Source organism: Marinobacter qingdaonensis, from assembly GCF_034555935.1.
GTDB lineage: Bacteria > Pseudomonadota > Gammaproteobacteria > Pseudomonadales > Oleiphilaceae > Marinobacter > Marinobacter qingdaonensis.
The window spans coordinates 2,008,582-2,034,090 of record NZ_JAYDCJ010000003.1 but is presented as its reverse complement, the minus strand read 5'-3'; the positions used below and the strand labels follow the sequence as shown (position 1 = coordinate 2,034,090).

22 protein-coding genes and 4 tRNA genes are annotated in these 25,509 nt (G+C 62.0%); 11 read left to right on the top strand and 15 right to left on the bottom strand.

The window, feature by feature from the left end; genetic code table 11:
- Positions 1-27 precede the first annotated feature (27 nt).
- A complete protein-coding gene (locus U5822_RS12540) occupies positions 28-429 on the top strand; it encodes a type 2 periplasmic-binding domain-containing protein (RefSeq protein WP_322855956.1) in 402 nt (133 codons plus the stop codon).
- Positions 426-1,676, top strand: coding sequence for a hypothetical protein (locus tag U5822_RS12535; protein WP_322855955.1), 1,251 nt, complete (start codon positions 426-428; stop codon positions 1,674-1,676). The genes U5822_RS12540 and U5822_RS12535 overlap by 4 nt, the downstream gene beginning before the upstream one ends.
- On the opposite strand, the gene U5822_RS12530 is transcribed toward U5822_RS12535, so the two are convergent.
- Positions 1,659-2,093, bottom strand: coding sequence for a hypothetical protein (locus U5822_RS12530; RefSeq protein WP_322855954.1), 435 nt, complete (start codon positions 2,091-2,093; stop codon positions 1,659-1,661). The two genes, U5822_RS12535 and U5822_RS12530, sit on opposite strands and share 18 nt — an antisense overlap.
- A gap of 444 nt (positions 2,094-2,537) precedes the next feature.
- Between U5822_RS12530 and U5822_RS18380 the strand changes: the two genes are divergently transcribed.
- On the top strand, positions 2,538-4,553 hold the full coding sequence (locus U5822_RS18380) for a putative bifunctional diguanylate cyclase/phosphodiesterase (RefSeq protein WP_425259414.1): 2,016 nt from the start codon (positions 2,538-2,540) through the stop codon (positions 4,551-4,553).
- On the opposite strand, the gene U5822_RS12515 is transcribed toward U5822_RS18380, so the two are convergent.
- A tRNA-Met gene (locus U5822_RS12515) sits at positions 4,510-4,586 on the bottom strand. The genes U5822_RS18380 and U5822_RS12515 overlap by 44 nt on opposite strands.
- A 97-nt stretch (positions 4,587-4,683) precedes the next feature.
- Positions 4,684-6,024, bottom strand: coding sequence for an acetyl-CoA C-acetyltransferase (locus tag U5822_RS12510; RefSeq protein ID WP_322855951.1), 1,341 nt, complete (start codon positions 6,022-6,024; stop codon positions 4,684-4,686).
- Between the two features lie 179 nt (positions 6,025-6,203).
- Here U5822_RS12510 and U5822_RS12505 point away from each other — a divergent pair, with 179 nt between their 5' ends.
- Positions 6,204-7,610 carry a 3-oxoacyl-ACP reductase gene (locus tag U5822_RS12505; protein ID WP_322855950.1) on the top strand — a complete coding sequence of 469 codons (1,407 nt, stop codon included), beginning with the start codon at positions 6,204-6,206 and terminating at the stop codon, positions 7,608-7,610.
- 41 nt (positions 7,611-7,651) lie between these two features.
- Here the strand turns inward: U5822_RS12505 and U5822_RS12500 are convergent.
- The 6 genes from U5822_RS12500 to U5822_RS12475 all read right to left on the bottom strand — a co-directional run bounded on the left by U5822_RS12500 (position 7,652) and on the right by U5822_RS12475 (position 10,477).
- A tRNA-Val gene (locus U5822_RS12500) sits at positions 7,652-7,727 on the bottom strand.
- A 9-nt stretch (positions 7,728-7,736) separates the two neighbouring features.
- A tRNA-Asp gene (locus tag U5822_RS12495) sits at positions 7,737-7,813 on the bottom strand.
- Between the two features lie 67 nt (positions 7,814-7,880).
- Positions 7,881-7,956 (bottom strand) — tRNA-Val (locus U5822_RS12490).
- 184 nt (positions 7,957-8,140) lie between these two features.
- Positions 8,141-8,398 carry a hypothetical protein gene (locus U5822_RS12485; protein ID WP_322855949.1) on the bottom strand — a complete coding sequence of 86 codons (258 nt, stop codon included), beginning with the start codon at positions 8,396-8,398 and terminating at the stop codon, positions 8,141-8,143.
- A gap of 102 nt (positions 8,399-8,500) precedes the next feature.
- Positions 8,501-9,361 (bottom strand): DUF2846 domain-containing protein, encoded by an 861-nt coding sequence (locus U5822_RS12480; RefSeq protein WP_322856928.1) that lies wholly within the window; start codon positions 9,359-9,361, stop codon positions 8,501-8,503.
- Between the two features lie 162 nt (positions 9,362-9,523).
- A complete protein-coding gene (locus tag U5822_RS12475; RefSeq protein ID WP_322855948.1) occupies positions 9,524-10,477 on the bottom strand; it encodes a coiled-coil domain-containing protein in 954 nt (317 codons plus the stop codon).
- Between the two features lie 184 nt (positions 10,478-10,661).
- Between U5822_RS12475 and purE the strand changes: the two genes are divergently transcribed.
- The 6 genes from purE (at position 10,662) to U5822_RS12445 (ending at position 17,909) form a co-directional block, all read left to right on the top strand.
- Complete coding sequence (gene purE / locus U5822_RS12470) at positions 10,662-11,153, top strand: 5-(carboxyamino)imidazole ribonucleotide mutase (RefSeq protein WP_322855947.1); 492 nt, start codon at positions 10,662-10,664, stop codon at positions 11,151-11,153.
- 51 nt (positions 11,154-11,204) lie between these two features.
- On the top strand, positions 11,205-12,323 hold the full coding sequence (locus tag U5822_RS12465) for a 5-(carboxyamino)imidazole ribonucleotide synthase (protein WP_322855946.1): 1,119 nt from the start codon (positions 11,205-11,207) through the stop codon (positions 12,321-12,323).
- A gap of 72 nt (positions 12,324-12,395) precedes the next feature.
- A complete protein-coding gene (sodB, locus tag U5822_RS12460) occupies positions 12,396-12,974 on the top strand; it encodes a superoxide dismutase [Fe] (RefSeq protein ID WP_322855945.1) in 579 nt (192 codons plus the stop codon).
- Between the two features lie 269 nt (positions 12,975-13,243).
- Positions 13,244-15,304 carry a putative bifunctional diguanylate cyclase/phosphodiesterase gene (locus U5822_RS12455; protein ID WP_322855944.1) on the top strand — a complete coding sequence of 687 codons (2,061 nt, stop codon included), beginning with the start codon at positions 13,244-13,246 and terminating at the stop codon, positions 15,302-15,304.
- Between the two features lie 23 nt (positions 15,305-15,327).
- On the top strand, positions 15,328-15,915 hold the full coding sequence (locus U5822_RS12450; RefSeq protein ID WP_322855943.1) for a LemA family protein: 588 nt from the start codon (positions 15,328-15,330) through the stop codon (positions 15,913-15,915).
- A gap of 11 nt (positions 15,916-15,926) precedes the next feature.
- Positions 15,927-17,909, top strand: a complete 1,983-nt coding sequence (locus U5822_RS12445; protein ID WP_322855942.1) for a M48 family metallopeptidase — start codon at positions 15,927-15,929, stop codon at positions 17,907-17,909.
- 3 nt (positions 17,910-17,912) lie between these two features.
- Here U5822_RS12445 and gspD read toward each other — a convergent pair whose 3' ends face one another.
- The 6 genes from gspD to U5822_RS12415 form a co-directional block, all read right to left on the bottom strand.
- The gene (gene gspD, locus U5822_RS12440) at positions 17,913-19,880 is read right to left on the bottom strand and encodes a type II secretion system secretin GspD (RefSeq protein WP_322855941.1); all 1,968 of its coding nucleotides are present in this window, start codon (positions 19,878-19,880) and stop codon (positions 17,913-17,915) included.
- 32 nt (positions 19,881-19,912) lie between these two features.
- Positions 19,913-20,767, bottom strand: coding sequence for a type II secretion system protein N (locus U5822_RS12435; RefSeq protein ID WP_322855940.1), 855 nt, complete (start codon positions 20,765-20,767; stop codon positions 19,913-19,915).
- Between the two features lies 1 nt (position 20,768).
- Positions 20,769-21,560, bottom strand: coding sequence for a type II secretion system protein N (gene gspN, locus U5822_RS12430; RefSeq protein ID WP_322855939.1), 792 nt, complete (start codon positions 21,558-21,560; stop codon positions 20,769-20,771).
- Between the two features lie 163 nt (positions 21,561-21,723).
- A complete protein-coding gene (gene groL / locus U5822_RS12425) occupies positions 21,724-23,376 on the bottom strand; it encodes a chaperonin GroEL (protein WP_322855938.1) in 1,653 nt (550 codons plus the stop codon).
- A 78-nt stretch (positions 23,377-23,454) separates the two neighbouring features.
- Entirely contained in the window at positions 23,455-23,742 is a 288-nt protein-coding gene (gene groES, locus U5822_RS12420; RefSeq protein WP_041341247.1) for a co-chaperone GroES, read from the bottom strand.
- Positions 23,743-23,941: 199 nt separating this feature from the next.
- Positions 23,942-24,481, bottom strand: coding sequence for an FxsA family protein (locus U5822_RS12415; RefSeq protein WP_322855937.1), 540 nt, complete (start codon positions 24,479-24,481; stop codon positions 23,942-23,944).
- 99 nt (positions 24,482-24,580) lie between these two features.
- Between U5822_RS12415 and U5822_RS12410 the strand changes: the two genes are divergently transcribed.
- Entirely contained in the window at positions 24,581-25,342 is a 762-nt protein-coding gene (locus U5822_RS12410) for an SDR family oxidoreductase (protein ID WP_322855936.1), read from the top strand.
- The last annotated feature ends 167 nt before the right edge of the window (positions 25,343-25,509 follow it).

Here is a 25,509-nt window from a genome sequence, read left to right as displayed (position 1 = left end):
TGCCTCCGTTCCAGCCGATTCCTCATAATGAGCCTGTTTCTGCTGGCGGCGTTCCCCTCGTTGTCCGCCCCGAAGGTTCTGTTGAATCCGGAGATTGACTCAACGGCGCTGGACTCCCTGTACCTCAACCAGATCTTTGCCATGCAGGTCCGACGCTGGCCCAACGGCACGGCCATTCAGGTCTTCGTTATGCCCAGCACCAGCGATCTCCATCGCACGTTCGTCGTCGACCGGCTCAAGGTCCAGGCCCATCAACTGGACCGGATCTGGAACCGTATGTTGTTCACCGGCACGGGCCGGGCCCCGACCGTGGTCGAATCGGAGGAAGCGATGTTGGATGTGATCCGGTCGACACCGGGCGCCATTGGTTACGTCTCTGAGAATTTCCCGACGGAGGGCGTGCTGGAGTTGGGAGGGAGTCAGCCGTGAACAGACCGATTTTGCCAGCCCTGCTGACGACGCTCGCGCTCAGTTCACCCGCCTTCGGCATTGAGGTGACCGAGAACGCTCAGATCCACGGATTCCTGAACCAGGCCTACCTGTACAGCCCGGACAACCCCTACGCCGGCACCGACGCCGACGACGGCTCGCTGAAATTCCGCGAGGTGGGCGTCAACGGGTTTGTCGAGCTGTCCCCCGAATTCAGGCTGGCCGGCCAGGTGCTGAGCCGGCGCCAGGACGAAGCCGACGACGGCGACGTGCGTGTCGACTTCCTGCTCGCCGACTATCTGATTTTCAGCGATCAGGACACGACCCTGGGCATTCGCGCCGGCCGGGTCAAAAACAACATCGGTTTCTACAACGCCATTCGGGACATTCCCTCCGCCCGCCCCGGCTACAACGTGCCAGAATCCATCTATTTCGAAGCCTTCCGGGATACCCTGCTGTCGGTGGATGGCGCCAATCTCTATGGTTCGGCGCTGTTCGGTGGCAGTCAGCTGTCCTGGGAGGTGGCCGGTGGCGAACGAAAAGTCGATTCCGAGGAATTCGAGCAGTTCGCGTTTGGTGGAAGGATTTCCAACCGGGAATCCGAAGACATCCCACTCTGGCTGCTACATGTGAACCTGGTGCCGGCCTTCGAGCGTGACCTCAGAATCGCTCTGAGCCTGGTGGACCTGGAGGTGGACCTCGATGGCATCCGGTCCCTCCAGGAGGCTCAAGCCGCCCTGATTGCCGCCCCGCCCGGGGATATTCTGGCCAACCCTCAGGCCTACATCACCGATGCCGAGTTCGACGCGTTATTTGCCATTTTCTCGGTCCAGTACAGCTTCGACGACTGGGTGATTACCGCCGAGTACCTCAATCTCGACAGCGAATTTGAGGCCGACATCCTTGGCCAACCCACCTCGGACAGTGTCACGACCGAGGGCTACTACCTCCAGCTTGAATGGCTGGCAACCCTGGAGACCTCCTGGTTCACCCGCTACGAGGAACTCTACCTGGATAAGGACAACCGTTCCGGAAACAGCATCGGCCGACCGAACAATCGCTATCGCGGCTACGGCAAGGGCTGGACCCTGGGCGGAAAATGGCAGTTCGCACCGTCCTGGTCGCTGATTGGCCAGGCCAGCTTCAACGAAGGCACTGCGTGGCTGCCGGTGTACGAAGGCCGAGAGAACGAGGATCTCCAGAAATACTGGAACTACTATGTCCTGTCGCTAAACTTCCAATTCTGATCCTTCGGTTGCTGACCTATGTACCTCAGCCTCAAATGGAAGGCGGTCGCCTTCCTGAGCTTCATCCTGATCGCGCTCACCGGCACCTGGGTCGGCCAGCACATTTACAAGGCCATTCACACCTACGACAGCCGCATCGATGATCTGCACGTTCGCCAGCAGGCCATTCTGAATCAGCTGCTGGACGACAACTTCCTGCGCCTGTCCCAGCTGTCCCAGCTCATCGCCGAAACCCCGGAAATCCAGCGCGCCAGCCAATCCGAGAGCAACGAGGCGCTTCAGAGTTACCTGGAAAACGAATGGATTGAACTCAATATCAACACCGGCATTGACTACATCGGCCTGTACAGTATTTGGGGCGACCGGCTGGGTTCCGCCCACAACCAACTGCTGTTTCCCGAGCCCGATCAACTGCACGATGCGGTGCTGAGCGCTGTAGACGCCGCGCCGCCACGCACCCCAACGTCCTTCCTGTTTTGTGGATTCGGTTGCTCCCAGTTCGTCATCGAACCTTTTGTGCTGTCTGACGGTTCAGAGGCCCTGATCGTTACCGGACAGAATATCGCGGACATCATCCAACGCTACCAGCAGGTTTCCAACACCGATCTGGCAGTGTTGCTGCCGCCACTGGACGACATCGCCCGGGACGCCTACGACGGGCGCACCCTGGAACAGTGGGACCTCAGGCTCTGGGCCGCCAGCCAATTCAAGGAAACCCTGACGCAACTCCGGCACATTCAGCTATCGACCCCGCTCGACCGCCTGGACCCCGCGGACGCGGCCGAGTTTCAGGCGCAGCGGCTACACCTGAACCCGCTCATCCCAACTAAATACCCCGCCTATGGTCAGACGCCCATTCTGATGGCCATTAGCGACCAGGCCCAGCAACACCAGAACCTGGTCAATTCGGTCAAGATCAGTGTGTTGATCGGCGCCCTGGCGCTGCTGGTGTCCGAACTCATTTTGATCCTGATCATGCTCAACCCTCTGCGGCGCCTGTTTGCCGTGGTCGACGCCCTGAAACTGCTGCCCAAGCATGAGTACCGCCTTGCCCGGGAAAGCCTGCCACGCCAGCCCGGCCTCCTGCAGGACGAGCTGTCCCTGCTGGAGAAAAGCACCCGGTATGTGACCCGTGAACTGGAAGCGCTGCACATTGAGGTGGAGGACAAGAACCAGTCCCTGCGCGAGCAGATTGCCGTGATAACCCGGTCCCGGGCATTCCTGGAGCGCCTGATCGACAGCTCCCACCTGTTCATTGCCACCCAAAGCATGGATGGCACCATCCTGACCTGCAATGCCCGCTTCGAAAACGAGTTCAAGCGCACCATCGGCAGATTCGGCGACCTGTTCGTGTCCGAAGACAGCCGCAAGACCTTCGAGAGCCGGATTGAACGCCTGAAAGCCAAGCAGTGCGAGGTGATCCAGCTGGACGCGGAGTTCGCCAATCATCAGGGCAACGCGATCTACGTCGACTGGACCTGCTCGATCGTGGAGGATGAAAAGGGTCGGAACATTCTCCTGACCATCGGCATTGATCTGACCCAGCGCAAGCGGGACGAGGAAGCCCTGGAGTGGCTGGCCAACAACGATCCATTGACCGGCATCGGCAACCGCCGCGGTTTTCAGCACGATCTCCAGAAAGTCCTGGATTCAGGCCGGCCCGGCGCCATCATCTTCATTGACGTCAACCGCTTCAAGCAGATCAACGATGTCTACGGCCACACGGTCGGCGACGGTGTGCTGATCCAGATCGCTGGGGCCCTGCGTGCCGGTGTCCGTGGCAGCGACTCCATCAGCCGACTGGCGGGCGACGAATTCACCGTGGTGCTGGTGGACATCAACGCCGAGCAACTCGAACGCTTCCTGCAGAAACTGACCCAGCAATTGAACGGACAGATCCCGCTGCCGGGTGAGGACCGGGTGGTCGAGTACACCGTCAGCATCGGCGCAGCCCTGATTCCGGAGCATGGCCGGACCGAACAGGAGCTGATCGTGCATGCCGACATGGCCATGTACCAGGCCAAGAAGAAAGGCGGCGGCCAATGGCAGATCTTCGACCCGGACACCAACGATCTCGCCGACATCCGCCGCGACCACGACCTGACGTCCTTGCTGAAGCAGGCCCTGAAGCGCAAGGACCTGTTCGAACTTAACTACCAGCCGATCTTCTCCATCAAGACCGAAACCGTCAGCCATTACGAGGTGCTGCTGCGGCTCAAGGACACCGACGGCAATCCGGTCTACCCCAGCGATTTCATCCCGGCTGCGGAGCGCATGGGCCTGATCCGACTGGTGGATGAATGGGTCCTGGACCATGCCTTGCAGAAGCTGGCCATCACCTCGGACCCGGAGAGGCCGTTCAGCCTGTCCATCAACATCTCCGCGCCTACCCTCCAGTCCAGCAGCTTCCCGGAGATCCTGATTGGCCTGATCCAGAAATACGAGGTGAATCCCAGCCACATCATCATCGAGCTGACTGAAACCGCGTACATCGAGAACTTCCAGATGGTGCTGAACAACCTGGAGCGCATCCACGAGGCCGGCATATTGGTGGCCCTGGACGATTTCGGGGTCGGGTTCTCGTCGTTCAGCTACCTGAAGAAGCTGCCCTTGAGTTACGTCAAACTGGATGGATCCTACATTCGGGATCTGGAAAGCAACACTGACAACCAGGTGTTTGTGGAGAGTCTGAACAAAATGGTGAACGCGTTCGGCATGCGAACCATCGCCGAATTCGTGGAAGATGCTGAAACGCTGAGGAAGCTTGAGGAACTGGGTGTGGCCTATGCCCAGGGCTATTACATCGGGCGACCAACACCAAAACTGAAGGAAATGGTAGCGGGGGCTGGATTCGAACCAACGACCTTCGGGTTATGAGCCCGACGAGCTACCAGACTGCTCCACCCCGCATCAATAACGCGCCGCTCGGGGGCCTCCCCGATCAACGTGGCGCGCATGATACGGTTTGCCCCCGGCTCTGTCAAAGCCAATTTACCAACTATTTCTTCTAGCGCTCGAGGATCGCGGTGACGCCCTGGCCGCCGGCGGCGCAAATGGAAATCAGACCGCGACCGCTGCCCTTCTGCTCCAGCAGTTTCGCCAGGGTGGCGACGATGCGCCCACCGGTGGCGGCAAACGGGTGACCGGCGGCCAGGCTGCTGCCTTTCACGTTCAGGCGGGCGCGGTCGATGCTGCCCAGGGGCTGCTCGAGACCCAGACGCTGCTTGCAGAATTCCGGGCTCTCCCAGGCCTTCAACGTGGACAGCACCTGGGAGGCGAAGGCCTCGTGGATTTCGTAGAAGTCGAAATCCTGCAGACTGAGCCCGGCCTTCTCCAGCATGCGCGGCACCGCGTACGCCGGCGCCATCAGCAGCCCTTCCTTCTGGTCGACAAAATCCACCGCGGCGACCTCCGAGAAGGTCAGCCAGGCCTTGACCTCGAGGTTGTTGGCCTTGGCCCAGTCCTCGCTGGCCAGCAGCACGCATGAGGCGCCGTCGGTCAGCGCCGTGCTGTTGGCGGCGGTCATGGTGCCCTGCTCCCGGTCAAAACAGGGCTTCAGAGTCGCGAGCTTCTCCAGGGTGGTGTCCGGGCGCAGGATGTTGTCCCGCTCCAGCCCCGCCAGCGGCGTCATCAGATCGGCAAAGAACCCCTCTTCGTAGGCCTTGGCCAGCTTCTGGTGACTCTCCCAGGCCAGCTGGTCCTGGTCCTCCCGGGCAATGCCCCACTCGTGCGCGGTGACCTGGGCATGGTCGCCCATGGACATTCCGGTGCGGGGCTCACCGTTCTCCGGTACTTCCGGCACCAGGTGACCTGGCCGGAACCGGCCCAGGATTTTCAGCCGATCCTTCACGGTCTTGGCCCGGTTCAGGTCCAGCAGGATTTCCCGCAGGCCTTCACCGACACCGATGGGGGCGTCCGAGGTGGTGTCGGTGCCGCCGGCGATGCCGCACTCGATCTGCCCCAGAGCGATCTTGTTGGCAACCAGGATCGCCGCCTCCAGGCCGGTACCGCAGGCCTGCTGAATGTCATAGGCCGGGGTCTCCGGGGCCAGGCCGGAACTGAGCGCCGCTTCCCGGGTCAGATTGAAGTCCCGGGAGTGCTTGATCACGGCGCCGGCAACCACCTCGCCCAGGCGCTGGCCCTGAAGGTCGTAGCGATCCACCAGGCCCCGCAGCGCCGAAGTCAGCAGCTCCTGATTGCTGACCTTGCTGTAGGCGGTGTTCGACTTTGCAAAGGGAATGCGATTGCCGCCGATGATGGCCACCCGCCGGATGCCGGTGCCGCCTGCCGCCGGCTTTTTCGCCCGGGACGGAGATTTGCGCTGGGTGGTTTTCGCTGCCTGTGCCATGGTGACGTCCTTTCAAGAAGTGATGAACTTGCGAGCAGTCTAACCGGAAAGACTAGACGCTCATTGGCAGGCCTGACAACGCGCACCTGGCGTTGAGTCAATACAAAAACTGGTCGATTCTTTACCCTGTAGACCGATTTGCAGTTCCAAGGCACAACTGAAAACGCAAGGAAGAATCCATGTCTGACCTTTATCTGAAATTCGTCAACACGCCGGTGGGTAAAACCGCGGCACAATCCCTGGGCCTGCCCTCCCCGGTTACGCTCAAGCGCCAGCAGCGCGCCGACCAGCCCTTCATCGAAGGCGACGTCCTGATCGGCGCCGGGCCGGGCGCCAAAGCCGTGGCCACCGTCGGCGGCATCCTCAGCGCCAGTCCGGCCAGCCTGTACCACGCCAGCGGCATCGAGTCCCTGAACGATTCGGCCAAGGCCGGCAACAAGGCCAAGGCCCTGGAACTGGCTCAGCTCGCTGACCGGCGGTTCTCGGCCCTGGTGTTCGACGCCACCGGCCTGAAGAGCCCGGACGACCTGCGGGCGGTGTACGACTTCTTTCACCCCACCATCAAGAAGCTGGGCGGCAATGCCCGGGTTCTGGTGATTGGTCAGAACCCGGCCAGCTGCCGCAAGGCGCCGCAGGCGGCCGCCCAGCAGGCCCTGGAAGGGTTCGTGCGCAGCGTGGGCAAGGAAATCGGCAAGAAAGGCTCAACCGCCAACCTGATCTGGATGGCGCCCGGCGCCGAGAAGCAGCTGGATTCGTCGGTGCGCTTCTTCCTGTCCCCGCGCTCCGCCTATGTCTCCGGCCAGGTGGTTCGTATCGGCAAGAGCAGCATTGCGCCCACCACCAACCCGGTGGCCCCGCTGACCGGCAAGGTCGCCCTGGTGACCGGTGCTTCCCGCGGCATTGGCGCCGCCATCGCCGAGACCCTGGCCCGGGACGGCGCGACCGTCATTGGCCTGGATATTCCCCCGGCCATGGCCGAACTGCAGAAGGTGATGGACTCGGTGAATGGCAAGGCCATGGCCTGCGACATCACCGACCAGGCGGCGCCCAAACTGATCGGGGATTTCATTGAGGAACACTGCGAGGGCGTTGACCTGGTCATCCACAACGCCGGCATCACCCGCGACAAGACCCTGGGCAACATGCCCGAGCATTTCTGGGACATGACCATTGCCGTCAACCTGAGCGCCGAGGAACTGATTGACGAGGAACTGACGCACCGTTCACTGCTCCGGGAAAACGGGCGCATCGTGTGCATCTCATCCATCAGCGGCATCGCCGGCAACTTTGGCCAGACCAACTATTCCACGGCCAAGAGCGGCGTCATCGGCTACGTCGAGGCCATGGCCAAGCAACTGAAGAATGGTGTCACCATCAACGCCATCGCCCCGGGCTTCATCGAAACCCAGATGACCGCGGCCATGCCGATCACCATCCGCGAGGCCGGTCGACGCATGAACAGCCTGTCCCAGGGCGGCTTGCCGGTGGATGTGGCCGAGGCCATTGCCTGGTACTGCAGCCCGGCATCCAGCGGCGTAAACGGGAACGTCGTGAGGGTCTGTGGTCAATCGCTGATTGGCAAATAGGAATAAAAAAGGCAGGCCCGAGGGCCTGCCTTTTTCGAATCTGGTGGGTGGTGCAGGGATCGAACCTGCGACCCTCGCCTTGTAAGGGCGATGCTCTCCCAGCTGAGCTAACCACCCGGGAATAAGTGGCGGAGCGGACGGGACTCGAACCCGCGACCCCCGGCGTGACAGGCCGGTATTCTAACCAACTGAACTACCGCTCCGCATCGATCCGGTCTTGTGACCTGAATCCAGAGCCGGACGGGGTGATCCGGCGATGCGCTTTGAAAGTGGTGGGTGGTACTGGGATCGAACCAGTGACCCTCGCCTTGTAAGGGCGATGCTCTCCCAGCTGAGCTAACCACCCACTTTCGACTTACTTTCAAGCCATTCACTTGCAACGCTGAGCGCTGGCTGCCGAGTCAGGCGTTGCTGTCTCGACCAAGTGAGACGCGCATTTTAAGCATTTCCCTGACGGTGTCAAACCTTTTCAGAAAAAAACTCAAAAAAACTTCCAACCCCTTAAAAAGCGTACACTTTCTGATCAAAATCTATTTCGCGGCCGAGGCCCGGTTGCGCCCCTTGACCACCTTCAGCCTGGCCTTGCCCTGACCAGCCTCTTCCGCCTTCTGGCGCAGCGACAGCTCACTGACCCGGGCCCGACGCTCGTCCGGGACGGTGCGATTGGCCAGGGAGCAGTTGAGTTCATCCAGCCGATACTGAACCTCGGTCCAGGTTTCCCGCCACCTCGGCTCCAGCTCGCGGGACCATTTTTCCAGCTGCCCCCGCACTATTTCCTTCAATGCCATGATTCTGACGTCCGTTGTAATGCAACAGTCGTCAGTGTAGTCAGCCAGCGCACTCCCGACAATGTCCCGGATGGCCGCCGAACGGGCAGCCTGGCCAACCGGTCAGAAGATCCACCAGCCGTCGCCCTCTTCCGCGGCCCGGCGGCGCTCTCGCTCCAACTCAAGCCGGGCGTAATCCTGCTCCAGTTGCTCGATTTTGCGATCGGTTTCCAGCGGCACGGTCGGCCCGCCACCGAAGGGCCAAAACCAGGACGTCGACTGGTATTTGCCCTCGTCCTTCAGGCGTTCGATTTCAAGCTCCCGCTCCTCTTCCAGCAGCACCAGCCGACGCTCGTAGTCCATGTCCTCATTGATTTCGACGATCGACGTGGCAGCGTGATTCGGTGCCAGCAGGTCGCTGTTCAGGAATCGGGTGCTGACGATCTGATCCGCGCGCATGGCGTAGCTGCGGGTCACCAGCTGGAGGTCGCCCTGGGCCAGGGGGTGCTCCGGGTCCAGATCCGGGTGCGGCTGGTCGGGCTCGGACAGCTCGTTGTAGCGCAGGTAATAGATGCGGCCGGGCTCAACCGTCAGCGTGGCGTCGGCAATCAGGCTCAAGCTGAAGGAGTTGAGCCCCTCCAGGCCGAGCAGCGGACGGCGCATGGCGATGTGGCGTTCGCCGGGGCTCACTTCCAGCCAGGTGTAGCTGTCGTTGCGGATATTGAAGTAGTGCTTGTCGTCGATGTACACGCTGGGGGACTCGATTTCGTCCGCCGCCCACTGGGAGTGGGTGCGGTAGAAATACAACAGCGCGTTCTTCCGATCCCACTGGTCATTGGGAATGTGCACGAAATCCGGCCCGGATACCGGGTGCAGAAAGGCGCCGACACTCTTGCCGATGGACTGATAGACCGTGCAGCCAGAGCTGAACAACAGGGCGGACAGGGTCAGTAGCCGGAGCGTCAGGGCGCCAGGCCGGATCATCGCCGAAACGAACGGGGGCAGGCAGGTCATCATGGTTGGTCACTCTTGTTCCTTGCGCAAGTGCACCGATGATAACAACTGCCTGCGGGCAGAAATGAGAGCTACCGCAAAGGGCTGACTACAAACGGTTTCAAACCGGCTGACCAGCCCGCCCCAGCCTGATCAATTGCGCGTGGACTGGGCCCTGAGGCTGTTGACCTCTTCGGACAGCCGCACCAGGCGGGACGTCAATTGCGCCCGAGAGGAGTCGATGGCCTGCACGGTGCGCTTCAGGCTGGCCAGCTCATTGCGCAGCGCCTGCACGCTGCCCTCGCCGGCAAGGCCATCCGACGCTTTCTCCAGCGCGGCTATCCGGCCGTCCATGCCACTGAGGGTCAGCTTCTGTTCCTGCTCGAAGCGGCGCAGGCGGCGCTCAACCAGCTGATCGACATCGGCCATCTGCTGGCTGAGCCGGGCCAACTGGTCGGTGGCCTGCTGGTTCGACCGTTCCAGGGAGGCGATGGAAGTTCGGGTCTGCTCCTCCAGCGCGGCAAGATCGGCCGACAGGGACGACTGCACCGACGCAACCGAAGCCTTGAGCGCGGTGAGCGCTTCGGCGCCCTCGGCCACCCCGGTCTCAAGCTCCGCCAGCCGACCCTGATGGTCGTCCAGTCGGGCCTTGTTGCGCTCGTTGGCAACCACCCACAGCTTTCTGATTTCACTGTCGGCGACCTCCAGGGCCTGCTTGTTCGCCGCAATCTGCTCTGCCAGCGAGGCGCCGCGTTCCTGCAGGTTTTCCCCGGTCTCCGACAACTCGCCCTCGAAACGCGCCAGTGCCAGCTTGCTTTGCCGCGCCCAGTAATCGGCTTCCTCCAACTGGCCCTCCAGCGCCTGGATGCGCTGTTCCTGCGCGTACCAGCCGGCCCCGGCCAGCCCGGCGACCACCATCAGAGCCAAGGCCATCAGCGCACCGCGCCCACGGCCACCACCGCCCTGGCGACCACCACCAGCCTTTGGCGACGCACCACTGCCACCGGCGTCACCCCGGTCAGCCTTGCTGCCCGCGCGCCGGCGGTCTGCGCTGATGGTCGGTACGTCGCTTCTGAGTTCGTCGTCATCGGGACGGATGGGTTCCATTACAACTCCTGGTTATGGACCGGCTTGTTCTCAAGCCTTGATAATACATGCACTTACAAACAGGGTGAACCAAAGCCTTGCCAACACCCCGGAAACCGGCGCTGAGGCCGGCTGGGCTTTGTTGCATGGCAACTGACCAAATCATACAATGGCCGGCTTTCCCATCATCACAGGACTGTTGCTTATGCAGCCGCTTGTAGGACTCATTATGGGTTCGAAATCCGACTGGCCCACCATGGAACACGCCGCACAGATGCTGGAAAAGCTGGGCGTTGCGTACGAGACCAAAGTGGTGTCCGCCCATCGCACGCCGGACCTGCTGTTCGACTACGCCAAGACCGCCGCCGACCGGGGCCTTAAGGTCATCATCGCCGGAGCCGGTGGCGCCGCGCACCTGCCGGGCATGGTGGCGTCGCAGACGTCATTGCCGGTACTGGGCGTGCCGGTCCAGTCCAAGGCGCTCAACGGTCTGGATTCGCTGCTGTCCATCGTGCAAATGCCCGGCGGCATTGCCGTCGGCACCCTGGCCATCGGCAAGGCCGGCGCCACCAATGCCGGCCTGCTGGCGGCACAGATCATCGGCACCTCCGATGACGCGGTCCGCAAGGCCGTGGATGAGTTTCGGGCGACCCAGACCCAGACCATCCTGGACAATCCAGACCCTCGAGAGCAGTAACCCCGTTCACACTGACCGCTTCAGATGCCCATGACTGGCAGGAGAACAGAGATGAGAATTGGTGTTCTTGGCGCAGGCCAACTTGGACGCATGCTGGCCCTGGCCGGCTACCCCCTGGCAAAAACCTTTGTATTCTATGACATGTCCGGCAGCCCCAGCGCGGGCCTGGGCGAAGTGATCATCGACCGCGAAGGCCAGTACCAGGACGATTTTCTCTCCCGAGTGGATCGGGTGACCTACGAGTTCGAACACCTGCCGGTCGAGGTTGCGGAGAAGCTGGCCAAGGAAAAACCGGTACACCCCTGCCCTCGCGCCCTGCAGGTGTGCCAGAACCGGGAACTGGAAAAGACCCTGTTCGGCCAGCTCGGCATTCCGACCCCGGCCTGGAAAATTGCCGACAGCGCCGAGTCGCTCAAGGCGGCCGCCGAGGAACTGGGCTGCCCGGTGGTGGCCAAGTCCAACACCGAAGGCTACGACGGCAAGGGTCAGGCGGTCCTGCGCAGTCCGGACGACGCCGAGCAGGCCTGGGCCGACATCGGCCATCCGCGCCTGATCGTGGAAAAGTTCGTTGAGTTCACCCGCGAGGTGTCCATCATCGCCGTGCGCGCCGAGGACGGCGACGTTGCCTTCTACCCCATGGCCGAAAACACCCACCATGAGGGCATCCTGCGCTATTCCATCGCGCCGGCCCCGAAACTGGACAAGGCGGTGCAGGAGTCGGCCGAGCGCTACATCCGGGCCCTACTGAACGAACTGGACTATGTCGGCGTACTCACCCTCGAGTTGTTCGAAACCGAGGATGGCCTGGTCGCCAACGAGATGGCGCCCCGCGTTCACAACTCCGGACACTGGACCATCGAGGGCGCGGTCACCAGCCAGTTCGAGAACCACATCCGGGCGGTCAGCGGCCATCACCTGGGCAGCGTGGAGGCTCGAGGCCTCAGCTGCATGATCAACATCATTGGCGAACACGGCGACATCGACCGCATTCTCGAACTGCCCTACGCCAAGGTCCATCTCTATAATAAAGGGGAGCGGGCCGGCCGTAAGCTTGGCCACGTCAACATCCTGGCGGACAGCTACGAGGAACTGGTCTGGCGGGTGCGCAACTGCGCGCAGTTCCTGCCCGGCAGCCCGGCGTTTAAAAGTTCTTTAACACCAAAGGGTTGATATACCCACATTCGACCCTATATTGGTGCTTTGTACATCCACATAACTCAGAGAGACAGGGAGAACGACCTCATGGCATTTGAACTTCCCGCACTACCTTACGAAAAGAACGCTCTGGAACCGCACATCTCCCAGGAAACGCTTGAGTACCATTACGGCAAGCACCACAACACCTATGTGACCAAGCTGAATGGCCTGGTGGAAGGCACCGACAACGCCAACAAGTCCCTGGAAGACATCATCAAGAGCGCCAGCGGCCCGCTGTTCAACAACGCCGCGCAGGTCTGGAACCACACCTTCTACTGGCACTGCCTGAGCCCGAACGGCGGTGGCGAGCCCACTGGCGCTGCCAAAGACGCCATCGAGAAGGCCTTCGGTTCCTTCGACGCGTTCAAGAAAGAGTTCAACGACAAGGCCGCCAACAACTTCGGTTCTGGCTGGACCTGGCTGGTAAAGAAGGCTGACGGCAGCGTCGCCATCACCAACACCAGCAACGCCGAGACTCCGCTGACCGGTGCCGACAAGCCGGTACTGACCGTGGATGTCTGGGAGCACGCGTACTACATCGATTACCGCAACTCCCGCCCGAACTACCTGGAAGCGTTCTGGAACCTGGTCAACTGGGATTTCGTTAACGAAAACCTGGCCTGATCAGTGCGTCAGTCCGACTGACAGAACCGAGGCCGGCAACGGCCTCCCCCAAACGTCCGCCTCGCGCGGACGTTTGCGTATCTGGGGAAAAGAAACTCTTACAAATTGATACAACCCTGCCCTGCATTTTCTGAAAAAATCGTCGATACTCAACGCAGTTGCGGCGTCTACGGCAGACCTGACAATAACAACGCGTGGCGGCCCCCACTCAGGATTCCCGCCGAAATGCCAACACGACCTCCTGACAAACTGGACACGTACAGGCCTGAATGAAAAGTTCTTTCGAGGTTGAACATCGCCTGGGCTACCGCATTCTGTGGTGGATCCTCGCCATAGCCCTGATCAGTGGCGTTGTTGTCAGCAGCGTTCAGGTGATTCTGGACGCCCGCCGGGTCTCCAACGACCTGAACTACCAGGCCACCCAAACCATTGCCATGGTGGAAGACGCAGCCACCCAGGCGGTCTTCAGCATCGATTCGGAACTGGCCCAACAAGTGGTGGACGGCCTGTTTGCCATTGAGGCCGTGCACCTGGCCCGCATTGTTCACCCGGACGGCGAACCCCTGGGCCATCGCCAACGCCCCCTCCAGGAGACCGCTTTCCGACCGGTCACCGACCCCATCTTTGAGTCCGACCGCCCCTTCCGGACCCATCTGGTGCGCAACACCGACACCGGCACCGTCTACGGCTACCTGGAAGTCCATTACGACACCGCGCCCGCCGCCCGGACCTGGCTGGACCGTGCCACCGTCACCTTTGCCTCCGGGGTCGCCACCGCGCTGATCCTGGGCATGGTGCTCTACTTCGTGTTTCACCTGCTGCTCACCCGCCCCCTGTTGCGCATCGTCCAGTCGGTCAAGCAGGTGGACCCGGACCACCCGGACGACCGTCTGGTCGGCATTCCCGCCGGTCACGGCCGGGACGAGCTGGGACTCTGGGTCAATGCCACCAACAATTTGCTGGTGGCCATTGGGGATAGCCAGAAGCGGCACCGGGAAGCCGAGGATCGGGTCAGCCGGCTGTCCCGCTACGACCAGCTGACCGGCCTGCCCAGCCGAGAGACCTTCATGGAGCTGTTGGAGCGGGACATCCGGGAATCCCAGAAGCGCAACCGGCTGCTGTCGCTGATGGTGTGCGGCATCGACGATTTCAAATCGGTCAACGAGCAATGCGGCTTCCGCACCGGCGACCTGATCCTGCAGACTGTCGCCGACCGACTGACCTCGCGACTCGGCAGCACCCGGTTCACCATCGCCCGACTGGGCAGTGACCAGTTCGTGGTGGTGGAAAAGGGCCTGCGGGACGGCTTTCAGGCGGCCGACACCGCCGAGCGCGTGCTGGCCTGCCTGGGCGAGCCGATGGTGGTCGAGGACCAGAGTGTGGCCATGAGCGCCACCATCGGCATTGCCATGTTTCCCTCGGACACCGACAAGGCCGACCGCCTGCTGCAGAGTGCCGAACAGACCATGACCCTGGCCAAGCAGACTGGCCATGCTCATTTCCAGTTCTACGTCGCCAGCATCGATCAGGAAATCCGGGACCGCAAGCAAATGGAGAAGGATCTGACCCAGGCCCTGGTCAACCGGGAATTCCACCTTGTGTACCAGCCCCAGATCAACCTCGAAAGCAAGCGCGTCATCGGCGCCGAAGCGCTGCTGCGCTGGGAACACCCGAGCCGCGGTTTTGTCCCACCCGATGATTTCATCCCGGTGGCCGAGGCCAATGGCAGCATTGTCGAGATCGGTCAGTGGGTGCTTGAGCAGGCCTGTGCGCAGGCCGCGCACTGGGCGGCCGAAGGCACTCCCCTGCGCATCGCGGTGAACCTGTCGGCGGTGCAACTGCGCCAGGACAGCATCGTCACGGACATTCTGGACACCCTGCGCCGGCACAGCATCCCGGCCGGTCGCCTGGAACTGGAAGTGACCGAAACCAGCTTCATGACCAACCTGTCGGACGCCGTGGCCAAGCTGCACCGGCTGAACCAGGCGGGCATCAACATCGCCGTCGACGATTTCGGCACCGGCTACTCGTCCCTGACCTACCTGAAGCAGATGCCGGTCCAGCACCTGAAGATCGACAAACAGTTCATTCGCGACCTGCTGGTCAACGAGGACGACACCCGGATCGCCAACACCATCATCGATCTGGGCAAGAGCCTGAACCTCTCGGTGGTGGCAGAAGGGGTCGAAACCGCGGAACAGGAGTACTACCTGACTCAGCGAGGCTGCAAACTCGCCCAGGGTTATTACTTCAGCAAGCCCCTGCAACCGCGCGACTTTGAGACCTTCGTTCAAGACTTCCACCAACAGTTCGTTGAAAGTAACGTCTAATTTGAATCCCCGAAGGAGTTGGCATGGGAACTACCGTCATTGGCCTGATCGTGATCGGCGCTGTTGTGCTTTACCTGGTGTACATCTACAACCAGCTGGTGTCTCTGAGGAACCAGTTCAAGAATGGCTTTGCCCAGATCGACGTGCAATTGCAGCGCCGGCATGACCTGATTCCCAACCTGGTGGAGTCGGCCAAGGCCTACCTCGACCATGAGAAATCGACCCTGACCCAAGTCATGGAGGCCCGTAACAATGCCGTCAGCGCCCAGAAGGACGCAGCGCGGGATCCCGGTGACGGCACCAAGATCCAGCGCCTGGGCAGCGCCGAAAACCTGCTGACCAAGGCCCTGGCCAACTTCTACGCCGTGGCCGAGAATTACCCCGAGCTGAAGGCCAACGAAACCATCCAGCAGTTGATGGAAGAGCTGTCCAGCACCGAGAACCGGGTTGCCTTCGCCCGCCAGGCCTACAACGACGGTGTCATGGGCTACAACATCTTCCGCGAGCAGTTCCCCAACAACATCATCGCCGGCATGTTCGCGTTCAAAGAAACCGCACAGCTGGAACTGGAGTCCCCGGAAGCCCGTCAGGCGCCGAAAGTCGCCTTCTGACCCGCTGACCGATGGCTCATCCCGGTTTTTTCCAGCGCCAGGCCAGCGCCCGGCGCAACACCAGCGTGCTGGTGCTGCTGTTCCTGTCGGCGGTGGTGCTGATCACCCTCGCCGTCAGCCTCGTCGGTTATTTCGTCACCCGCAGTGAAACCTCCAGCCTGGCTTTCACGGACTGGCTGCTGTCGACCCACGGCCTGCTGACCGCCGCGTCGGTGGTAGCGCTGATTGGCACTGGCTCCCTGGTTCGCTGGGTCGACCTGGCCGGTGGCGGCGAGCGCGTGGCCAAAATGGTCGGCGCCCGCCCCATCGATCCCGACACCCGCGACACCGACGAGCGCATGCTGCGCAACATCGTCGAGGAAATGGCGATCGCCAGCGGCGTCCCGGTGCCCGACCTGTACGTCATGGACCGGGAGACCGGCATCAACGCCTTCGTGGCCGGCTACACCCCGGGCGAAGCCGTGCTGGTGGTCACCCACGGCGCCCTGACCCAGCTCACCCGGGACGAACTGCAGGGGGTGATCGGGCACGAGTACAGCCACATCTTCAACGGCGACATGCGGCTGAACGTCCGACTCATCGCCCTGCTCGCCGGCATCCTGCTGATCGGTCAGATTGGCAGCTTTCTGGTACGCGCCGCATTCTACAGTGGCCATCGCAGCTCCCGCTCTTCCGACGACAGCCGCGGCCAGATTGCCTTCGGACTGGTGGGCCTGGCGCTGCTGGTGATCGGCTACGTCGGGGTGTTTTTCGGGCGCCTGATCCAGGCGGCGGTGTCCCGGGAGCGGGAACGACTGGCCGACGCCTCCTCGGTGCAGTTCACCCGCAATCCCGAGGGCATCGGCGGTGCCCTGTTCAAGATCGGCCTCAAGGGCGGCTACCTGGACACCACCAGCCACGCCAGCGACATGAACCACATGTGCTTTGGCGAAAGCGCGCGCATGAAGTTCGCCGCCCTGCTCGGCTCGCACCCGCCCATCGACGAGCGCATCAACAGCATCCAGCCGGGCCTGTTGGCCAGGCTGCGCAGCCGTTTCAGGGACACCGAGTCCAGCGCCGACCTGCGCGCCTTCGCCCAACCCGGACCGGCCCAGGCTTCCGGGTTTGCCGACCTGGCCCAGGACGTGTACGGCCCGGTTCGCACCACCAACACCTCGCCCCTGGCCGCCCAAGCGGCCGCCGCTCCGGCACCGGGCCAACGGCTGTCCGAGCGGGTGGGCACGGTGACGGAGCAGGGTGAGGACTTCGCGGTGCGGTTTCTGCAGCGCCTGCCGGCCACCTTCCGCAACCTGCTGTACACCCGCGCCGGAGCGGTCCAGCTGTGCTACGCGCTGTTGATCGACGACCTGTCGAAGGCACAGCAGCACGAGCGCCTTGCGCTCGTCCCTGCCCACCCGTTGCTGGGGGCGCAGACCGAGCTGCTGGAGAAGCTGATCCCCACCCTGAAAGCCATTGGAGACGGTGTCCGATTCCCGGCCCTGGAGTTGGCCATGCCGGCCCTGCGCAAACTGGATCCGGAGGAGCGTGAGGCGCTGATCACCAACGTGCAGAAGCTGGTGGCGGCCGACAACCGGGTCACCCTGTTTGAGCTGGCATTGACCAGCTTCCTGTCACGCCACCTGGGCGCGGGTGCCAGTCGTGAGATTCCGGTCCGCTACCGCAAGTACCGGCCGGTGTTGCCGGCGATCCAAAAACTGGTGAGCCTGTTTGCCCGGGCGGGCACGGCGGGTGGTGCTGAGGCTGAAGTGCTGTATCGGGAGGCCATCGCCGGCTTTGTCCCGGGCTCGGAACAGCCGGTGCTGGAGAAGGTGACCATGCGCCAGCTGCGGGAGGCCCTGACCACCCTGAATGGACTTTCACCTCTGCTGAAGCCCGCGGTGATCGACGCCTGCGGCCATTGCATCAGTCACGATGGCAAGGTCGATGTCCGGGAGTACGAACTGATGCGGCTGGTGGCAGACCAGATGGACTGCCCCATGCCGCCCCTGGGCTAATCCTTACTGGACCTCAGGATTGCCCAGGCGCTCGCGCCGTCGGCCGTCGAACAGGATTTCGATGTCCGGGTCGGCTTCCGGCCGGGGCAGATCCAGCTTCTCCCGGATGTTGAGGTTCACTTCCCACAGCTCGTGGAACTTGTCGTCGGTGACCGCGATCGCCTCGGACTTGCCCAGCATGATGGTTGGGCGCAGGAACACCAGCAGGTTGCGCTTGACCCGGCGCTCCGACTCCGACGAGAACAGCCGGCCCAGGAACGGGATGTCACCCAACAGGGGCACCTTGCTGCGGTTGATCTGGTAGTCATCCCGGATCAGGCCACCCAGGACAATGGTTTCGCCGTCATCGGCCAGTACGGTGGTCTTGATCTCCCGCTTGTTGGTCACGATGTCCGAGGCGTTCTCGATGCTGTCGGCCACGTTCTCGGTGGTCTGCTCCACCACCAGCCGGACCAGGCTGTCGGCACTGATGGTGGGCGTGACTTTCAGGGTCAGGCCGATGTCACGACGCTCAATGGTGGTAAAGGGGTTGGTGGTGCCGTCACCGGTGACCGTGGACTGACCGGTACGGAAGGGGACGTTCTGGCCGACGATGATCTCCGACTCCTGGTTGTCCAGAGTGATGATGCTCGGTGTCGACAGCAGGTTGGCCGCGGCCGAGGTCGACAGCGCCTGCAGCAGAATGCCCCAGGTCAGGCCATCCTCGTTGTCTTCCCCGGCCCCGATGGTCAGGCCGCCGGCGGCCGGCCCGATCGGTGAGTCGGTGACGATGGCGTTGATGACTTCGCTCAGGCTCCGGCCGACGTTACCAAAGTTGGTACCGGCAATGGGGGTGGAATTGCCGGACTGGTCGCCGACGGCAAACTGCACACCCAGGTCCTGACCCAGGTCGTCACTGATCTCGACAATCGCGGCTTCGATCAGCACCTGGGCCCGACGCACATCCAGATGGGACACGATCTGTTCGGCTTCCTGCATCAGCGATGGCTCGCCGCGCACCACCAGCGCGTTCAGACCCTCGTCCGCAAACACCGCAAAGGTGCTGCTGGGCTTGCTGGTGGAGGCGCCGTTGGAGCCACCTGAGGATTCCTTGACCAGCTCGCCCATGACCCCTTTCAGGATTTCAGCCAGGCTCTTGGCGTCGGCGTGTTTCAGTCGCAGCACCTTGGTGGTACCGCCGGTGGCGGACGGCTGATCCAGTTGCCGGATCAGGCCCCGCATCTTCTCCCGGAAGCTCTCATCCCCACGAAGGATCAGGCGGTTGCTGCGCTCGTCGGCGGTGACGCTGTATTTGCGTGCGACATTCTCGCCGCCGTTCTTGGCCAGCTCATCCGGGGCCAGCTCCTGCAGCAGGGTCACCATGTCGCCCACCCAGGCTTCTTTCAACTGGATGACTTCGACTTCGTACTTGGAGGGGCTGTCCAGCTCGCGCACGATCTGCTCAATGCGCTGGATGTTGGAGGAATGGTCACTCACGATCAGGGCGTTGGCGGCGGCGACACCGGCCAGGTGACCGTACTTGGCAACCAGCGGACGCAGGATCGGCACCAGCTCCAGGGCGTTGGCGTTGTTGATCTGGATGACCCGGGTAATCAGCTGTTCCGAGGGAATTTCTTCAAAGCGCGACATGGATTCGGCCGACTGCTTGGCATCAACCTGCTGAACCACCTTGATCACTTCCTCTCCGGGAATGGCGGTGAATCCGTGGACGTTCAACACCGCCAGAAACAGATCGTAAATCTCGTTCTTGTTCATCGGGGCGCTGGACAGCACCGTCACCTTGCCCTTGACCCGGGGATCCACCACAAAGCTGTAGCCGGTGATGTCGGCGATCTGGGTCACGAAAGCCCGGATGTCGGCATCTTTCAGGTTCAGGCGCCAGGTTTCTTCCTGGGCGTGGGCCAGGGACATCAGTGGCAGGAGGATCAGCAGGGCCAGGGCCCGCAGCAGGTTGGTCTTATGGTTGTACATGCGGCGATTTCGTCCTGTTTCGATGAACCCGATCAGCGCCACTGCTCGGGTATGGCGTAACTTATGGTGAGGATGGATCCATCACGTTCGATTTCTATGTCCACCTGAGGCTGGCCGCGCCAACTCTCAAGCAGGGATTTATCCTGTTCTATGTCGCCCAGACGCTGTCCGTTGATGGCGGTAATCACATCGCCGGCCTGCAGGTTCACGGCGTTCAGCATGGCGTTGGAGCCGTCGTACACGTAGCCCGACGCTGCCCCGTCCTCCACCGGACTCAGCCCGTAGGCGTTGAGCGCTGCCGCGCCCTGCGCGTCCAGCTGCGACCGGGCGTCCTCAAGGAAGGCGTCCGGCGACGATTCTGCCGGCTGTTCCGGGGCTTCTGCAACCAGGCCTTCGGACTCGGACTCCTCAAAGGTCAGGGATTCATAACGGCCACCGCGACGAATCAGGATGCGGGACGCCTCGACTTCCGCCAACTCGGCATTGCCGGGCAACATGTCGCCGACTCGGTAGTACGCCGTTTCACCGTTGCTTCCTGCAACTATAGCACCGGAGTCCTCGGGGCGCTGTCCTACCAGGACGCCCTCCAGCCGTAGCCGCAGGCCGGTTTCCGGGGCCGAGCGCTTGACCACCTCGGCCACGCCGGACGACTCCGCAGGCCGACCAAAGAATTCGAAACTGGCCATTGGAAATGACAGGCCGCCTCCGGAGGCCCCCAGACTGGTACTGGCGGCTGCCGGCGCCTCGGGCACCGGGCGCTCGTCCCAGGCCAGCAGCCAGGTCAGCTGGGCCAGCACGATGCCGAGGTAAATCACCAGGCCGATCAGCAGCAGGTTGGCCAGGACCCGGGACAGTCGATGCTGTGTCTGCACGTTCGGAGCCTTCATGTTATCGCGCTCCCGGCAGCAGTGGCTGCCTGACCCGGAAGATCACATCGCCGGGGCTGGCCGAATCGGACCAGGGTTGACCGGCCAGATCGACCATGCGTTTGAACACCCGAAGCTCCATCATACCCGACCAGAGGATGCTGGCCTCCGCGGCCGGCCCACTGCCCCCCTGTTCGGAGATGGCCAGCGCGATGCCGCCCTGCGTGGTATCCAGATCCGCACGCATGGCCGGAAAACGGGCCTGACCGGTCTGGTTGCCCATGGGCCAGGTGACCTGGCCACCGGCCCAGCGGCCAAGCCCCTCAGCGAGAGTGACGCGGTTGTCTTCCCAGACCAGGTTCAGGCGGTCGATGGTGACATTGCCTTCGATCATGGCGCCACCGCTGCGCCGGATCAGCTCCTCAAATTCACTGACGACGATCTGGCCGGTAGCGCTCACCTCCGCCTTTTGCGGCCAGCTGAGCTTGAGCTTGCCATTAATGCGCGACTGGGCAGTGGCGACGTTCAGATCCAGCGGCAATGACAGGCCGGTCAGCGACGGCCAGCCCAGCTGCCAGTCCACACGAATCGGATAGCCCGCCACCACCAGGCCGGCAGCCCCGTCCCAGAGCCGACCGGAGACCTGACGGACTTCCAACTGTTGCGGCAGGGAGACGCGGGGGGCCACCTGCTGCCAGACCCAGCCCGCCGGAATCCACACCAGCAGCGTGATGGCGTAGACCACCAGCGCCAACAGCGTCAGCAGAATCAGCTTGCCGGGGCGGAGAAAAGGTTTGGGGGTGGCGTCGTTCATTCGGCTACACACAGACAATTGACCGGTAGCCGAGTCTAGCAAAGGCCTGAGCCAACTTCATGAGAAAAAACAAAAACCCCGCAACGGTTCGCACCGATGCGGGGTTTTCAGGGTTGATCGGGCGACGCTCCCCGAGGGGAGCGTGACCGGGATCAGGCCGGCATTACATCATGCCGCCCATGCCTCCCATACCGCCCATGCCACCCATGTCCGGCATACCGCCGCCGGCCTTGTCTTCTTCCGGCTCGTCCGCAACCATCGCCTCGGTGGTGATGATCAGGGAAGCCACGGAAGCAGCGGCCTGCAGCGCGGAACGGGTGACCTTGGCAGGATCCAGGATACCCATTTCCAGCATGTCGCCGTAATGCTCGGAAGCGGCGTTGTAGCCGTAGGAGCCTTCGCCTTCGCGCACCTTGGCAACAACCACGGAGGACTCGCCACCGGCGTTGTACACGATCTGGCGCAGCGGAGCTTCCATGGCGCGACGCAGGATGTTGACGCCGGCCTTCTGCTCTTCGTTGATCGCATCCACGTTCTCCAGCGCAGAGATGGCGCGGATCAGGGTAACCCCACCGCCAGCAACGATGCCCTCTTCCACCGCAGCGCGGGTAGAGTGCAGCGCGTCTTCAACGCGGGCTTTCTTCTCTTTCATTTCCACTTCGGAACCGGCGCCCACCTTGATGACGGCAACACCGCCAGCCAGCTTGGCCACACGCTCCTGCAGCTTTTCCTTGTCGTAGTCGGAAGAGCTGTCTTCGATCTGCTTGCGGATCTGCTCAACGCGGGCCTCGATGTCGCCCTGCGCGCCCACACCGCCGATGATGGTGGTGTTTTCCTTGGTGATGTTCACGCGCTTGGCAGTGCCCAGGTCGTCCAGAGTGGTGTTTTCCAGGGTCAGACCCACTTCCTCGGAAATCACAGTACCGCCGGACAGGATGGCGATGTCCTGCAGCATTTCCTTGCGACGGTCACCAAAGCCAGGCGCCTTGACGGCGGCGACTTTCACGATGCCACGCATGTTGTTCACAACCAGGGTCGCCAGGGCTTCGCCTTCGATGTCCTCAGCGATGATCATCAGCGGCTTGCCCGCCTTGGCAACAGATTCCAGCACCGGCAGCAGTTCGCGGATGTTGGAGATCTTCTTGTCCACCAGCAGGATGTACGGGTCATCCAGCTCGGCAGTCATGTTGTCCTGGTTGTTGATGAAGTACGGAGACAGGTAGCCACGGTCGAACTGCATGCCTTCGACCACGTCCAGCTCGTCTTCCAGGCCACGGCCTTCCTCAACGGTAATAACGCCTTCCTTGCCCACACGCTCCATGGCGTCGGCAATCAGCTTACCGATGGTTTCGTCGCCGTTGGCGGAGATGGTGCCAACCTGGGCGATCATCTTGCTGTCGTCGCACGGCTTGGCCATCTCACGGATAGCCTTGACGGCTTCCGTGGTGGCCTTGTCGATGCCGCGCTTCAGGTCCATCGGGTTCATGCCGGCGGTTACCGCCTTAACGCCCTCGTTGACGATGGCCTGGGCCAGAACGGTTGCGGTGGTAGTACCGTCACCGGCGGTGTCGTTGGCCTGGGAAGCAACTTCCTTGACCATCTGGGCGCCCATGTTCTCGAACTTGTCAGCCAGTTCGATTTCTTTGGCTACGGACACACCGTCTTTGGTGATGTTCGGCGCACCGAAAGATTTTTCCAGAACCACGTTGCGGCCTTTCGGGCCGAGGGTCACTTTTACCGCGTCTGCCAGAACGTTGACGCCTGCGACCATGCGCTTGCGAGCGCTATCACCGAATTTAACGTCTTTTGCTGCCATGTCTTCTATTCCTGTTCGTTAAACCGAATTCGTTGAATCAATCGGATTAATGAGGTTTGGTGCCTATCGCCTCAGCGATCACTCAAGCACGCCGTAAATGTCGTTCTCGCTCATGATGAGCAGCTCTTCACCGTCAACTTTGACAGTGTTGCCGGCGTACTGGCCAAAGACCACGGTGTCACCCACCTTGACCGCCAGTGCACGGGTTTCGCCGTTGTCCAGGATGCGACCGTTGCCCACGGCAACCACTTCGCCCTGGGAAGGCTTCTCTTTGGCGTTACCCGGCAGCACGATGCCGCCTGCAGTTTTCTCTTCTTCTTCCTTACGGCGCACGACAACACGATCGTGGAGCGGACGAATCTTCATTGCTCGGTTTCTCCAATAGTCAGATTAATGTGGCAATGACATTTGCTGTTTAAAAAGGCCGGACCTGCATAACAGTGCCCAACCCGATTGCCCGGCTGCCTAACCTGCTGTTTTCCAGCCGTTATCAGCCTGCGGCGAACTTGTGGAACTTATGTGGGGTTGGCGTAGGTGTTTTCAACACCCCCGGTGCAACTTTTTTTCACTTTTTTTCGATGCGATCGCGGTCGGATTCGGTCTCGTCCCGGTACTCGCCCTCGAAGGTGTTGCCGGCGCCGTCACGGTCAAACGGGCGCTGCTGGCCAAAGGGGTTCTCGCCACCGAACGGATCCTGACCGAAGGGGCCGGTGCCCCCGCCGGCACGCAAGTGAAAACCCCGGCTCTGGCCGGACACCACCATGCGCTTGAGGGCCTGGGCGGCCAGCCAGTGACGGGTGCCGGGCAGCAGGCACAGGAAACCGACGGTGTCGGTAATGAACCCCGGGGTCAGCAGCAGGGCGCCGCCGACGGCCAGGATCAATCCCTCGGCCACCTCTTTGGCCGGCAACTCACCGCTGTTGAGGCGCTGATTGGCCCGGAGCAGGGTCGCCAGGCCCTGCTGGCGCAGCAGCCAGGCACCGATGACGGCGGTGAGCAGCACCAGGCCGACGGTGTTCAGCACCCCGATCAGGCCACCGACTTTGATCAGCACCGCCATCTCGGCGATCGGCATGACAATGAACAGAAACAGAAATACGGACATCAGAACCTCGGGGCCTGAGGGTGGGTTTTGGAAGGTCTGGTATACTCGCCGACCTAAATCTAACGCTTTCCATTTAACTAACTTCAATTTGGGCACGTGATGAAAATTCAAGATTCCGTTATCGCAATCACCGGCGGCGGCCAGGGCCTTGGCCGCGCCATGGCCGAGTACCTTGCCGCCCGAGGCGCCAAGATCGCCCTCATCGACCTGATGCCAGAGAAACTGGCCGAAGCCGCCGAGGCCTGCAAAGAGGCCGGTGGCGACGCCCGGACTTACGTCTGCAACGTGGCAAAAGAAGAAGACGTGGAACAGACCTTTGCGGCCATTGTTGAGGACTTCGGCCAGCTCAACGGGCTGGTGAACAATGCCGGCATCCTGCGTGACGGGCTGATGGTGAAGGTTAAGGACGGCCAGGTTGAGAAGCGCATGGAGCTGGCCCAGTGGCAGGCGGTCATCGATGTGAACCTGACCGGGGTGTTCCTGTGCGGCCGCGAGGCCTCCACCCAGATGATCAAGAACGGTGACCGGGGCGTGATCGTGAACATCGCGTCGATCTCCCGGGCCGGCAACATGGGTCAGAGCAACTATTCGGCGGCGAAAGCCGGTGTGTCGGCACTGGTGCCGGTCTGGGCCAAGGAGCTGGCGCGCTATGGCATTCGCTGCATGGGCATTGCACCGGGCTTTATCGAGACTGAGATGACGGCGTCGATGAAGCCGGAGGCACTGGAGAAGATGACCGCGGGCATTCCCCTGAAGCGGATGGGGCAGCCGGCGGAGATTGCTTCGGCGGTGGCGTTTATTTTTGAGAATGACTATATGTCTGGGCGGATGATTGAGGTTGATGGGGCGCTTCGGCTCTAGTTAGTTGGCTCCGTGCTTTGCCCCCCTAGTCTGTTGGTTGTGGGGGCTGGTCAGGGGGTGGGGTGTCTTTTCTTCTGGAAAAAGAACTCGCTTTGCTCGGACAGCTTTTTCCGGCAGAAAAGACACCCCACCCCCTGCCCGACACAACCTATAGATAGACTGTAGGA